Below are 13277 nucleotides of genomic sequence, written 5' to 3' on the forward strand. Positions count from 1 at the left end.
GTGATCGGCAGCCCCTTCCAGATCCTCCTGCTCGCCTGCTCGTTCGCGCTCGCCGCCTACGCGGGCGTACGTCTCCTCGCCGACGACTGGTTCGGCGTGGCGCTGTGGTGGGTGGGAGCGGCGCTGCTGCACGACCTCGTGCTGCTGCCCCTGTACGCAGTGGCCGACCGGGCCGTCGTACAGGGGCTCGGCGCGACCGGTCATCGGCGCCTGACGATGTACGTCCGGGTACCGGCCGCGCTCTCCGCCTTGCTGCTGCTCGTATGGTTCCCGCTGATCAGCGGGATGGTGGAGCTCCGCTACCGGTCGGCCACCGGCCGCTCGGCGGACGGGTTCCTCGCCCACTGGCTGCTGATCACCGCGGTGCTCTTCGGCGGCTCGGCGCTGCTCCTCGCGCTGCGACTGCGCAGGGCGAGGAAGCAGCGGCCGCCGGCCGTCCACTGACCGGCCGTCCGCCAGCCCTCGCGGTGCGCGTACCGCAGCAGGGCCGGCGTGCCGAGCCGCGCCCAGGGGAACGCCCGGCCGGTGCCGCCCGCCTCGGGCAGGCCGACGACCTCGACCTCGGCCCGCTCGTCCACGTCCACCGGCGCGGTCTCGGCGATCAGCAGGCCACCCGGGACGAGCAGATCGGCAGCCCGGCGCAGCAGGGCGAGCGGGTCACCGCCGATGCCGACATTGCCGTCGATGAGCAGCACGGTCGCCCAGCGCCCCTCGCCCGGCAACGGGTCGAAGACCGACCGCCGCAGCGCCTGGCCGCCCAGCTCCAGCGTGTGGGCGACGGCGGCCTCGCTGACGTCGATGCCCAGCACGGGCCGTCCCCGGGCGGCGAGTTCGGCCACCAGCCGGCCGGGCCCGCAGCCCACGTCCAGTACGGCTCCCTCGCACCGGTCCAGGATCGCCAGATCGGCCGGGTCGGCGCGGGCGCACCACCGTTCCACCTCCAGCGGCAGCAGCCAGCCGTCGGCGCGGCGCAGGAACAGCGGGCCCCGGCCCGTGCGCAGCGCGGCGCTGTACGGGTCGGCGGCGGCCCAGTCGGTGGCGACCCCCGCGATCCCTGCAGCCCCCGCGGCCTCTGCCGCGTCGGCGTCGGCGTCGGCGGGGCCGGCCCCGGTGAGGTCGTACGCGGTGCTCATCGGCTCACCGCCGCCGTGCACCCGGCGAGACGGTCGGCGAAGCGGCTGTGCGGGGCCAGCGCGGCGACGGCCGTCGCGTCCGCGGCCGTGTCCACGTCCCGCAGACACGGCAGGTCGCGCACCCGCAGCCCCGCGCCGACGAGCCGCGCCCGCTGCGCGGCCCCCGTCGAAGGCGTCGACATGGGCACGCCCCGCAGCAGAGCGGGATCGGGCTCGGCGAGCCCCAGCGCCCAGAAGCCGCCGTCCCGCGCCGGGCCGAAGTACGCGTCGCAGCCGTCGAAGTCGGCGGTCAGCAGCTCCGGCGTCACCTGCGGAGTGTCCATCCCGATGAGAAGGGCAGGGCCGTCGCACCGGGCGAAGGCGTCCGCGAGCCGTTCGTCGAGCCCGCCCGCGCACTGCGGTACGACGTCGAAACCGGACGGCAGCCAGGGCCCGGGGGCGCCGTCCAGCACCAGGACGCGGCGGGAGGCGGGCGTGGCCGCCACCACCCGCAGGGTGTCGGACAGCGCCGCCTCCGCGAGCGCCGCCGCCTCCCGTGGGGTGAACGGCGGGGTGAGCCGGGTCTTCACCCGGCCCGGCAGCGGCTCCTTGGCGATGACGAGCAGCGTGGTCACCGTGCGACTCCTTCGCGCGCCGGAACGCCGTTGAGGACGCGGCTCATGTCCCGGACCGCCTGCCAGGTGCCCCGCCAGGTGCCCGTCACCTTCGAGACGCCCGTACGGGGCAGGTAGGGGACGTCGTGCTCGGTGATCCGCCAGCCCGCGTCGGCCGCGCGCACCACCATCTCCAGCGGGTAGCCGCTGCGCCGGTCGGTGAGCCCGAGGGCGAGCAGCGGTTCACGGCGGGCGGCCCGCAGCGGGCCGAGGTCGTGCAGGCGCAGCCCGGTGCGGCGGCGCAGCAGCCGGGCGAGCGCGAGGTTGCCGGCTCGGGCGTGCGCGGGCCACGCGCCCCGGCCGCTGGGCCGCCTGCGGCCGAGCACCAGATCGGCCGTGCCGGCGCGGACCTCGTGGACGAACGGCGCGAGCAGCGCCGGGTCGAGGGAGGCGTCGCAGTCGCAGAAGCAGACGATGTCGGCGGTGGCCGCGGTCAGTCCGGCGTGGCAGGCGGCACCGAAGCCCCGGCGGGGCTCGTGGACGACTCTCGCGCCGAGTGCGCGGGCGATCTCCGGCGAGCCGTCGGTCGATCCGTTGTCGACGACGAGGGCCCGCCAGCCGCTCGGCACACGGGCGAGCACCCAGGGGAGTGCCTCGGCCTCGTTGAGACAGGGGAGCACGACATCTACTTCTACGTCCGTGGTCACGGTCTTCACCCTACGAACGCGAACAGGACAAACCGGGCTTCGGCTCCTTACGAAACGCGGACGTCCGGGCGCCGGGGCGCCCGAGGCGCGGCACGGACCGGGTCGCGGTGCGAGGCTGGGCGCATGCAGCAGTCGCACGAGTCCCCGCCCCCTCCACCGGCATCGGCCCGGGTCCTGGTCGTGGACGACGACCCCACGGTCTCGGAGGTCGTCGCCGGATACCTGGACCGGGCCGGCTATGTCGTCGACCGGGCCGACGACGGCCCGACCGCGCTGAACCGGGCCGCCGCGCACTGGCCCGACCTGGTGGTGCTGGACCTGATGCTGCCCGGCATGGACGGTCTGGAGGTGTGCCGCCGGATGCGCGGGCACGGGCCCGTGCCGGTCATCATGCTGACCGCGCGCGGCGACGAGGACGACCGCATCCTGGGCCTGGAGGTCGGCGCCGACGACTACGTCACCAAGCCCTTCAGCCCCCGCGAACTCGTCCTGCGGGTGGAGTCGGTGCTGCGCCGCAGCCGGCCCCCCACCGGTGCGCGGGTGCTGGGCGCGGCCGGCCTGTCCCTCGATCCCGGCGCCCGCCGCGCCACCAAGGACGGCGTCGAACTCGCCCTCACCCTGCGCGAGTTCGACCTGCTCGCGTTCTTCCTGCGGCATCCCGGGCGGGCGTTCGGCCGGGAGGACCTGATGCACGAGGTGTGGGGCTGGGAGTTCGGTGACCTGTCCACCGTGACCGTCCATGTGCGCCGGCTGCGCGGCAAGGTCGAGGACGACCCGGCGCGGCCGCAGCTGATCCGGACGGTGTGGGGCGTGGGCTACCGCTTCGAACCCGGATCCGACCGAGAACCCGGATCCGACCGAGAACCCGGATCCGACCGAGAACCCGGACCCGACCGAGAGGGGGAGTGACCGTGCGCGACACCCTGCTCATCGCCCTGTTCGCCTTCCTCGGAGCCCTGCTCGCCGGGCTGGTCGGCGCGGGGGCGCTGTGGCTGCTGCGCCGCCGTTCGCTCACCGCGTCGCTCACCGTGGTGGCCGCCGTCGCCGTGACCGCGATGCTGGCGGGCACACTGGCCGTGGCGCAGGCGATGTTCCTGTCCGGGCACGACCTGAGCGTCGTGACGACGGTCGTGGCCATGGCCGCGGTGGTGTCGCTGGCCACCGCCCTTCTGCTCGGCCGCTGGGTGGTCGCCCGCAGCCGTGAACTCACCCGTGCCGCCCGTTCGTTCGGCGACGGCGGTGCCTTCACCGCCCCCGACGGCCCGGCCACCGCCGAACTGGACGCGCTGAGCCGTGAGCTGGCGGCGACCAGCGGGAAGCTCGCCGAGTCCCGGGACCGCGAACGCGCGCTGGAGGCGTCCAGACGCGAACTCGTCGCCTGGATCTCGCACGACCTGCGCACTCCGCTGGCCGGACTGCGGGCGATGTCGGAGGCGCTGGAGGACGGCGTCGCGGCCGACCCCGACCGCTATCTGCGCCAGATCCGCACCGAGGTGGAGCGGCTCAACGACATGGTGGGCGACCTGTTCGAGCTCTCCCGCATACACGCCGGAGCGCTCGCCCTGTCCACCTCCCGCATGTCCGTGTACGACCTGGTCGGCGACGCCCTCGCCGGCGCCGACCCGCTCGCCCGCGAACACGGCGTGCGGCTCGTCGGCGGCCGGGTCGAGCCCCTTCCGGTCGAGGTGGACGGCAAGGAGATGAGCCGGGTGCTGGGCAACCTGCTCGTCAACGCCATCCGGCGCACACCCGCCGACGGCACGGTCGCCGTCGCCGCCGAACGCTCGCCCGCCGGGGTCGTCGTCTCCGTCACCGACGGCTGCGGCGGCATCCCCGAGGAGGATCTGCCGCGCGTCTTCGACACCGGATGGCGCGGCACACACGCCCGGACGCCGCCGGCCGGCGCGGGGCTCGGCCTCGCCATCGTGCGGGGGATCGTGGAGGCCCACCAGGGGTGGGCCACGGTACGCAACATCCCCGGCGGCTGCCGCTTCGAGGTGACCCTGCCGAGGGCCCCCTGAGACTCCGCGGACGCCGGACGCCGGACGCCGGACGCCGGACGCCGGACGCCGGACGCCGGACGCCGGACGCCCGACGCCCGACGCCCGACGCCCGACGCGTGGCGCGTGGCGCGTGGCGCGCGGTTCAGTCCCCGCGCAGTCCGGCCCGCGCGAACTCCCGCATGCCCTCCTGGAAACCGACCTGGGGCTTCCAGCCCAGCTCGGCCCGCAGCCGTTCGGAGTCCGCCGTGATGTGGCGGACGTCGCCCAGCCGGTACTCGCCGGTGACGACCGGCTGGGGCCCGCCGTACGCGGCGGCCAGGGCCCGGGCCATCTCGCCCACCGTGTGCGGCTCCCCGCTGCCGGTGTTGTACGCCGTCAGCGTGCCCTTCGGTGTGCCGGCGTCCAGCGCGGCCAGGTTGGCCGCGGCCACGTCCCGTACGTGCACGAAGTCCCGCCGCTGCCGCCCGTCCTCGAAGACGCGCGGGGCCTCGCCCCGGGCCAGCGCGGAGCGGAAGAAGGAGGCGACTCCGGCGTACGGGGTGTCCCGGGGCATCCGGGGCCCGTACACGTTGTGGTAGCGCAGCGACACCGCCGTCCCGCCCGTCGACCTGGCCCAGGCGGCGGCCAGATGCTCCTGGGCGAGCTTGGTCGTGGCGTACACGTTGCGCGGGTCGGCGGGGGCGTCCTCGGCGACGAGCCCGGGGGCGAGAGCCCTGCCGCACGCCGGGCACGGCGGCTCGAACCGTCCCGCGTCCAGATCGGCGACGGCCCGTGGCCGCGGTCGCACCACCCCGTGCTCCCGGCACTCGTAGCGACCCTCCCCGTAGACGACCATCGACCCGGCGAGCACGAGCCGCCCGACGCCGGCCGCGGCCATGGCGGCGAGCAGGACGGCCGTTCCCAGGTCGTTGCGTGAGACGTATTCCGCCGCGTCGGTGACCCCGTCGCCGAGCCCGACCATCGCGGCCTGGTGACAGACGGCGTCGACGCCGCCGAGGGCGCGGGCGACGGCGGCGGGATCGCGCACGTCGGCGGCGGGGTCCTGCCGGACGTCGTACACGAGCGCCTCGTGCCCGCGCGCACGCAGGGCGTCGACGACATGGGACCCGATGAATCCGGCACCGCCGGTGACCAGTACACGCATACGGCCACGCTAGGGCCGCGGCCGGGCCGGGCCCCGTGACCCGCCCGGCACGTCATCACTCCGTAAGACGCGGCACGCGCGTCGAACCGGGACGGAACGCACTCTTCGCGAGACGCTTCCCAGGCCTTCAGCAAGGGAGACCGTCATGGCAGCCTCGCCCTCCTCCGGCGACACGTACCGCTTCGCCGACCTCAGCGCCCTGTTCGTCAACTGCACCCTCAAACCGTCTCCGCAGCTCAGCCACACCCAGGGCCTGGTCGACAAGAGCCGGGCCGTCATGGACGCGCACGGGGTGACCACCGACGAGATCCGCGCCGTCGACCACGACATCGCCCCCGGTGTCTACCCGGACATGACCGCGCACGGCTTCGCCACCGACGCCTGGCCGGCCCTGTACGAGCGGGTGATGGCGGCCGACATCCTGGTGCTGGCCGGACCGATCTGGCTCGGCGACAACAGCTCCGTGACGAAGAAGGTCGTCGAGCGCCTCTACAGCTGCTCCAGCCTGCTCAACCCGCAGGGCCAGTACGCCTTCTACGGCCGGGTCGGCGGCTGTCTGATCACCGGCAACGAGGACGGCGTGAAGCACTGCGCGATGAACCTGCTCTACAGCCTCCAGCACCTCGGCTACACGATCCCGCCGCAGGCGGACGCCGGCTGGATCGGCCCGGCGGGTCCCGGGCCTTCGTACCTGGATCCCGGCTCGGGCGGTCCGGAGAACGACTTCACCAACCGCAACACGACCTTCATGACGTGGAACCTGATGCACCTCGCGGCAATGCTCAAGCGCAACGGCGGCGTCCCCGCCCACGGCAACCGGCGTTCGGAGTGGGACGCGGGCTGCCGCTTCGACGCGCCCAACCCCGACTACCGCTGACGTCGGACGCCGACAACCGCCGACAACCGCCGACGTCCGGCGGCGACGGCCCATCGGCATCGGGAGCCTGCGGAACACTGCCGGAACCCGGCAGTGCGCGGGCCCCTGCCGGGCGCGCATCATGACTCGCGGGGAGCACTGCGGAGGGTTCCGGTGCCCGGCATCCACCAGGTGCCGGACACCGGAACCCCGGAGGTCAGCGCGTCGCGGCCGGCCTCTGCCGGGTCAGCCTCGCCACGACGAGGCCCAGGACCAGGACCGCCGGGACGGTCAGCTGGAGCCAGACGGACGTGGTCGCGTCGCCGCCGATGAGGGTGGTGAAGTTCTCGATGATGAGCCAGATCGCACCGGCGATGCCGAGCGCGCCCAGAACCGGTGCGACCAGCGTGTTCCAGGGCCGGGTGTCGGCACGTGAGCGGCGGAAGAAGACGATCACGGAGACCGAGGTCAGGAAATAGAGAAGCATGATCCCCAGGACGGCGACTCCGCTGAACCACGAGAAGAGGGTCAGCACCGGGTCCTTCCCCAGCAGCGCGAACGGCATGACGAGGGCCACCGAGATCGCCGTCTGGACGATGCCGGCCACCCAGGGGGAGTGGCGCCGGTTGAGCCCGGTGAGGCGGTGCGGCAGCAGGCCTTCCCGGCCCAGGGAGAACAGATAGCGGTTGGCCGAGTTGTGGAACGCCAGGATGCCGGCGAACAGCGAGGTGGCCAGCAGGACGGGCAGCACGTCACCGGTCCACGCGCCGAACTGCGCCGCGATGGGGGCGAAGACGAAGGTCGTGGCATCGCCGGACTCCAGCGCCTTTCCCGCCTCGGCCGTCGCCGTGGACGCGCCGTGCGCGGAGACCAGCATCCAGGAGGTGAAGGCGAAGAAGCAGGTGATCACCGCGACCGACAGGTAGGTGGCGCGCGGCACCGTCTTCCTGGGCTCGCGGGCCTCCTCGCCGTAGATGGCGGTGGCCTCGAAGCCGAACATCGACGCCACCGCGAACATCAGGGCCACCCCGGGAGCGCCCTGGAGCGCGGCGTGCGGCGAGAAGCTGTCGCCGAGGCCGAGGCCCTCGGGGCCGCCGCCCTTGAAGAGGGTGACCAGGGCGAAGACGATCAGGACGCTGAATTCGGCGAGGACGAACACGGCCAGCAGTTTGGCGCCCATCTCGATCCCGGCGGCGCCGAGGACCTGGACGATCACCATGGTGAGCAGCGTCCAGATCCACCACGCGATGCGGACGTCGGTGTAGTGCTCGACCAGTCCGCTCACCGTCGCTCCGTAGAGCCCGTACATGGCGGCCTGGATCGCGCAGTAGGCGAAGAGGGCGACACCGGCGCTGCCGGAACCGGCCGAGCGCCCCAGGCCCTTGCCGATGTAGGTGTAGAAGGCGCCGGCGTCCACGACGTGGCGGCCCATGGCGACGAAGCCGATGGAGAACAGCAGGACCACGACGCCGGCCGCGAGATACGCGGCGGGGGCGCCGGTGCCGTTGCCGATCGCGATGGCGATGGGGACGGCCCCGGCGATGCCGGTCAGCGGCGCCTGGGCGGAAAGGACGAAGAAGAGGATGCCCAGGACGCCGAGGGAATCGGGTTTGAGCCTTCCTGTCATGGATGAATCGTGCGCGGTGTGCGATGCGACCGCCGTCTGACTGTCCACTCGGATCACCTGTCGGGGGACGGGGAGGATGGGGAGTTTGATTTGAAGCCAAACGAGGTGCCTCATGGTGGGTTCGAACTATCCGTTTGGCAAGGGGGTGCGACGGGATTTTTCCGCCCGGTCCCGCGTCTTTCGCACGGCCGTGACTCCGGTGCCGGAGCGGCCGGTCGCCCGGCGGGGCGGCGCCGGGCGCGGGACGGCGAAGGCCCCGGACGCAAAGACGTCCGGGGCCCGAGAACGCGCAGGTCGGACGGTCAGGCGGGGGCTTCCCCAGGGGTATCGCCGACGGTGTCCCCGTCGGCGTCCCCGTCGGCGTCGAGGAGCCTCAGCAGGGAGCGCAGCTCCTCCAGGGCCGCGTCCGTGACGCCGGGCTCGCCCAGGACCAGCTGATGCAGCACCAGACCCTCCAGTGCCGCGAAGACCAGCCGGGTCAGCGCCGTGTCCGCGCCGGCCGGCAGCATCCGGCTCAGCTCGCGCCGGGTGGCGTCGAAGTACTCGTCGTACAGCGCGCGGATCTGCGGGAGCAGCTCCGGCCTGCGGCGCGCCTCGAGCAGCAGCTCGTACTGGAAGGCCTGGGTGTCCGGGTCCGCCGTGACCATGTCGGACAGGCCGGTCGAGAAGTCCGCGACCTTGCCGGTGCCGGGTTCGAGGGCGCTGATGTTCAGCGAGGTGCGGATGGTGTGGGCGAGCGCCTCCTCGATCAGCGCGTCACGCGAACCGAAGTGATGCACGACCAGGCCGTGGGTGACCCCGGCCTCCTGCGCCACGGCCCGGTAGGTGAGCTTGCGCAGTCCGCCCCGCGCCACCACCCGCACGGCCGCCGTCAGCAGCGCCTCGCGTCCCTCGCCGTAGTGCAGACGCCTGCGGGGCTGTCGGCTCTCGGGGGCGTCTGCGGAATCGGCCATGGCGGTGACCCTACCCGGGCCCGCCCGGACGGCCGCCTCGAGCCGGCGGCGGCGCTCTTCCGGCGGCATCAGCGCCGGGGCGGACGGATACCGCGGAACTTCCAGTCGCCGCCGAGCGCGGTGGAAAGCACCTCCTCGGACTCGGTGGGCTGCGCCCCGACGTCGGCGCGGACCGGGGTCGGGCCGGTCACGACGTGGTTGGTGAGCCGGCCGAGGCCCTCGACCTCGACCTCGACGACGTCGCCGGGCCGGACGGGGCGTGAGTTGGCCGGAGTGCCCGACAGCAGGACGTCACCGGGGTACAGGGTGATCGTCCGGGCGATGTCGGCGACGAGGTAGTGCATGTCCCACTGCATCTCGTCGGTCGAACCGTCCTGCACGACCTTGCCGTTGACGTAGGTGCGCAGGCTCTTGCCGCGGAAGTCCCAGTCGGTGACCAGGCCGGGGCCGAGCGGGCACAGGGTGTCGGAGCCCTTGACCCGGAGCATGGAACCGGCGTCCGTGTCGCGGAAGTCGTGCAGCCCGTAGTCGTTGGCGATCGTGTAGCCGGCGATGTACTCGCCCGCCTCGGCCGGGGAGATGTTGCGTGCCGTCCTGCCGATGACGATGGCGACCTCGCCCTCGTAGTTGAGCCACTTGCACCCGTCGGGGCGGACGACGGCGCCTCGGTGGGAGTTGAGCGAGGAGACCGGCTTGTGGAAGTAGGTCGGGGTGTCCGGGAGGTCGATCCCGAACTCGTCGACGCGGCTGCGGTGGTTGAGGTGGACGGCGATCACCTTGGAGGGGACCACCGGGGGCAGGTGCCGCGCCTCGTCGGTCCTGACGCGGCGGCCGTCCCCGGCGGCGAGTTCGTCCCCGTCGACGGTGACCTGGACGACGGCGCCGTCCAGGAGGATGCGGCGGTACTCGGGAGAAGCAGCCATGGCGGGCCTTCCTAGGAGCGGCGGTGGGGATGGTGCGGGGCGGCGGGCGCCGGGAGGCCCGTGCCGGTCCAGCCGTCGGCGGGCCGGTCGAACCACAGGTGGGCCTGGCCGGTGCCGACGGAGTTCTCGTACGCGCCGTACTGGCGGGCCCGGGCGGTGCAGGCCTGTTCGCCGAGGGCGCCGGCCAGCATCAGATAGTGGAAGAACTTCGCCTCGGGCTTGTACTTCCAGAACGCGTCCATGGTGTCCAGCACCTTGTCGTGGCGGCCCTCCTTGAACCAGGCGATGCGTTCCTGGTCCGCCTCGCGGGCCTGCGGGGTGCGGATGTGGACCAGGTCGCTGGCCTCGTGGTCACGGATCTCGCGCAGCGGCCAGAAGGTGTGGGAGAGGGCGCCCGAGGCGATGAGGAGCACCCGGCGGCCGGGGGTGGCGGCGATGCCGTCCGCGAGCGCGCGGCCCAGCCGCAGATGGTCCTCCATGTCGCCGGTCTGGCAGACCCCGATGGTCACCCACCGCTTGTCCGGCAGCCCTTCGCCGAGGAACTTCCAGAGGTTGGTGGTGGCGTAGTAGATCGGCAGGTGGTCGTCCTCGATCGCGGTGATCCAGGTGCCGTGCCGGTCCGCGAACGACGCGATGTGGTGGGCGAGTTCGGGGTCCCCGGGGAAGTCGTACGGCATCCGGCACATGCCGCGCGGCAGCTCCTCGGAGGTGAACAGACCGGCGCGGCGGTGCTGGGCGGTGACGACGAACTCGACCGTCGTCGCCCAGTGGGAGTCGAGGACGACGACGGTGTCGTAGTCGTCCCGTGCGAAGACGTCCTCGCGGAGCTGGTGGAGTCCGGTGACCAGGGTGATCTCCTTGCCCTCGTTCAGCTCCAGCCGGTCGGCCTCGGGCAGCACGATGGTGGGGACGTGGGCGAGGAGTCCCGCCCCGACGATCTCACCCATGGTTCTTCCATCCGTTCGGCGCGGTGACGGTGTTCTTGACGTCGCAGTAGAAGTCGAAGCTCCACGTTCCGCCCTCGCGGCCGACGCCGGAGTGGCGTGAGCCGCCGAAGGGTGCCTGGAGATCGCGCACGAAGAAGCAGTTGACCCAGACCGTGCCCGCCACCAGCTGCGCGGTGACGCGCTCGGCACGCTCGTGGTCGCCGGTGGCGACGGTCGCCGCGAGGCCGAAGCGGGTGTCGTCGGCGAGGCGGACGGCCTCCTCCTCGGTACCGAAGGTCTGGAGGGTCAGGACCGGTCCGAAGACCTCCTCCTGCACGATCTCCGAGTCCTGGGCGACGTCGGTGAGGAGCGTCGGCGCGTAGTACTGCCCGTCCCGGCGGTGGCCACCGATGACCGCACGTGCTCCGGCCTCGACCGCCCGCCGCACGAAGCCGTCGATCTTCTCCAGCTGTCGAGGGTGGATGGTGGGCCCGACGTCGGTCGTCTCCTCGCGCGGGTCGCCCTGCACGAGCGCGGACGCCTTATCGACGAACCGGCGCGTGAACTCCTCGGCGACCGTCTCCTCGACGAGGATCCGGGTGGCCGCGAGGCACACCTGCCCGGCGTTGTCGTACTGCTCGACGGCGAGATCGACGGCGAGGTCCAGATCGGCGTCGGCGAACACCAGCAGCGGTGACTTGCCGCCGAGTTCGAGGCTGAGCGGGGTCAGCCGGGCGGCGGCCGACCCGGCGATGCGCCTGGCCGTCGGCACGGATCCGGTGAAGCTGATCCGGCGGACGTCCGGGTGCGAGGTGAGCGCGTCGCCGATCTCCGAGCCGTAGCCCTGGACGACGTTGAGGACACCGGCGGGCAGCCCGGCCTCGGCGGCGATGTCGGCGAGCAGCGAGGCGGTCAGCGGGGACCATTCGGCGGGCTTGAGCACGACCGTGTTCCCGGCGGCCAGGGCCGGCGCGACCTTCCAGGTGGCCAGCATCAGCGGGGCGTTCCACGGTGTGATGAGCACGCTGGGGCCGGCCGGGTCCCACGAGACGTGGTTGGTGTGGCCGCGGGTCTCGAAGTCCTCGTGCTCCAGCCGCAGCAGCCAGTCGGCGAAGAAGCGGAAGTTGTGCGCCACACGGGGCATCACGCCCCGCCGGTGCGAGCGCAGCAGGGCGCCGTTGTCGGTGGTCTCCACGATCGCGAGCTCGTCGAGCCGCTTCTCGACGCCGTCGGCGACGGCGTGCAGGACGCGGGCGCGTTCGGCGGGGGAGGTGGCGGCCCAGGCGGGGAAGGCGGCCTTGGCGGCGGCGACGGCGGCCTCGGCCTCGGCGGGCCCGCCACGGGCGATCTCGCCCAGGGTGCTGCCGTCGATCGGCGAGGTGTCGGTGAACGTCTCGGCGGAGGCGACGCGTCGGCCGCCGATCCAGTGCCGGGTGTCGACGGAAACACCGGCGACGATGACCTTGTCAGCCATGGGAACGGCTCCTTCGGGGCGAGGGGGCGGGATACCTGCCAGGGGCGCGGGCCGGGGCGGTCCGGGGCTCCGCCGCGTGGGCGCGACCGGCCCCGGACCACCCGCACGTCGACGACGACCTCATTCGGCATCCGCCTTCGACGTCCCGGACTCCAGCAGCCGCCCGCCGTCCCAGACGACCCCCACCTGCCGGTAGTAGGCGGCGATCGGCTCGCGGATCTCCAGCCGGGCCAGCTCCTCGGTGGGCGCCTCGAACAGCGCCAGCTCCGCGTCGCCGGTCCAGGCCTGCCCCGCCTCGAAGGACGCGGCGCCGGACTCGATCAGCTCGTCCAGGGCGAACCCCTTGCCCTTCTCGATCGACGGCAGCAGGCGGTGGTGCGCCATGGGGTGCCCGTTGACGAAGCCGTTCGTCCGCGACGGCTCCCGCAGGGTCACCACGGCCTCGGCCAGCCGCCGGTCGGCGGCTGCGAGGGTCGCGCCGAACCGGGCTCCGGCCTCGATGCGCGGTGCGGGCCCGTACGGGTGCGGCCGGGTCTGGTGGATCGAGCCGAGCTTCTTCGGGTAGCCCTGGTGCAGTCCGCGGGCGATCGCGAAGTCCTTGTCGACCCAGATGTACACGCACCGCGAGTACGTGCGCCCCCGGTAGCCGCAGCGGACGACCGCGAAGGCCTCCTTGTACTGGGAGCGCACGGGGTCGAGCAGCTCCGCGCCCGAGGAGGAGCAGGACTGCCAGTCGGCCCAGACCAGCGCGACCGCGCCCGGGTCCTCGTCGGCCAACTCCAGTGGTGCGGGCAGCAGTTCACGGACGCGGGCGGGGTCGGTGCGGTACTCGACGGTGAGCAGGTCACCCGAGTAGCGCCAGGGCGGGGACGGGACGAGCGACGAGGAGCCGGTCGCCGTCCTGGGGTGGAAGTATCCGCGGACGGTGGTCATGTCAG

Annotated in this window: 13 protein-coding genes; 3 read left to right on the plus strand and 10 right to left on the minus strand. The window is 73.1% G+C overall.

Going from position 1 to position 13277, the window contains the following annotated elements; genetic code table 11:
• Positions 1-299: 299 nt before the first annotated feature.
• From OG933_RS41030 to OG933_RS41040, 3 genes are read right to left on the minus strand one after another with little or no spacing between them, the layout of a single operon-like run.
• Positions 300-1133 carry a class I SAM-dependent methyltransferase gene (locus tag OG933_RS41030; RefSeq protein ID WP_405632236.1) on the minus strand — a complete coding sequence of 278 codons (834 nt, stop codon included), beginning with the start codon at positions 1131-1133 and terminating at the stop codon, positions 300-302.
• A complete protein-coding gene (locus OG933_RS41035) occupies positions 1130-1747 on the minus strand; it encodes a DUF2064 domain-containing protein (RefSeq protein WP_020127149.1) in 618 nt (205 codons plus the stop codon). The genes OG933_RS41030 and OG933_RS41035 overlap by 4 nt, the downstream gene beginning before the upstream one ends.
• Positions 1744-2442 carry a glycosyltransferase family 2 protein gene (locus OG933_RS41040; RefSeq protein WP_405632239.1) on the minus strand — a complete coding sequence of 233 codons (699 nt, stop codon included), beginning with the start codon at positions 2440-2442 and terminating at the stop codon, positions 1744-1746. The genes OG933_RS41035 and OG933_RS41040 overlap by 4 nt, the downstream gene beginning before the upstream one ends.
• 114 nt (positions 2443-2556) lie before the next feature.
• On the opposite strand from OG933_RS41040, the gene OG933_RS41045 reads away from it, so the two are divergent.
• Positions 2557-3342, plus strand: coding sequence for a response regulator transcription factor (locus OG933_RS41045; RefSeq protein WP_405632242.1), 786 nt, complete (start codon positions 2557-2559; stop codon positions 3340-3342).
• Positions 3343-3344: 2 nt separating this feature from the next.
• Entirely contained in the window at positions 3345-4454 is a 1110-nt protein-coding gene (locus OG933_RS41050) for a sensor histidine kinase (RefSeq protein ID WP_405632244.1), read from the plus strand.
• A gap of 124 nt (positions 4455-4578) precedes the next feature.
• Here the strand turns inward: OG933_RS41050 and OG933_RS41055 are convergent, their stop codons facing one another.
• Positions 4579-5580, minus strand: a complete 1002-nt coding sequence (locus OG933_RS41055; protein ID WP_362526486.1) for an NAD-dependent epimerase/dehydratase family protein — start codon at positions 5578-5580, stop codon at positions 4579-4581.
• A gap of 145 nt (positions 5581-5725) precedes the next feature.
• Here OG933_RS41055 and OG933_RS41060 point away from each other — a divergent pair, with 145 nt between their 5' ends.
• Positions 5726-6457 (plus strand): flavodoxin family protein, encoded by a 732-nt coding sequence (locus OG933_RS41060; RefSeq protein ID WP_362526489.1) that lies wholly within the window; start codon positions 5726-5728, stop codon positions 6455-6457.
• Between the two features lie 196 nt (positions 6458-6653).
• Here OG933_RS41060 and OG933_RS41065 read toward each other — a convergent pair whose 3' ends face one another.
• The 6 genes from OG933_RS41065 to OG933_RS41090 form a co-directional block, all read right to left on the minus strand.
• A complete protein-coding gene (locus OG933_RS41065; RefSeq protein WP_405632246.1) occupies positions 6654-8111 on the minus strand; it encodes an APC family permease in 1458 nt (485 codons plus the stop codon).
• 254 nt (positions 8112-8365) lie between these two features.
• Entirely contained in the window at positions 8366-9016 is a 651-nt protein-coding gene (locus OG933_RS41070) for a TetR/AcrR family transcriptional regulator (RefSeq protein WP_405632248.1), read from the minus strand.
• 68 nt (positions 9017-9084) lie between these two features.
• Complete coding sequence (locus OG933_RS41075) at positions 9085-9939, minus strand: fumarylacetoacetate hydrolase family protein (RefSeq protein WP_405632250.1); 855 nt, start codon at positions 9937-9939, stop codon at positions 9085-9087.
• Between the two features lie 11 nt (positions 9940-9950).
• Positions 9951-10886 (minus strand): 3,4-dihydroxyphenylacetate 2,3-dioxygenase, encoded by a 936-nt coding sequence (locus tag OG933_RS41080; protein WP_362526500.1) that lies wholly within the window; start codon positions 10884-10886, stop codon positions 9951-9953.
• Complete coding sequence (locus OG933_RS41085; protein WP_405632253.1) at positions 10879-12339, minus strand: aldehyde dehydrogenase; 1461 nt, start codon at positions 12337-12339, stop codon at positions 10879-10881. Before OG933_RS41085 ends, OG933_RS41080 begins: the two co-directional genes overlap by 8 nt.
• A gap of 120 nt (positions 12340-12459) precedes the next feature.
• Positions 12460-13272, minus strand: coding sequence for an acetoacetate decarboxylase family protein (locus OG933_RS41090; protein WP_362526506.1), 813 nt, complete (start codon positions 13270-13272; stop codon positions 12460-12462).
• Positions 13273-13277: the final 5 nt, after the last annotated feature.

This window comes from Streptomyces sp. NBC_00016 (assembly GCF_045040885.1).
GTDB lineage: Bacteria > Actinomycetota > Actinomycetes > Streptomycetales > Streptomycetaceae > Streptomyces > Streptomyces coriariae.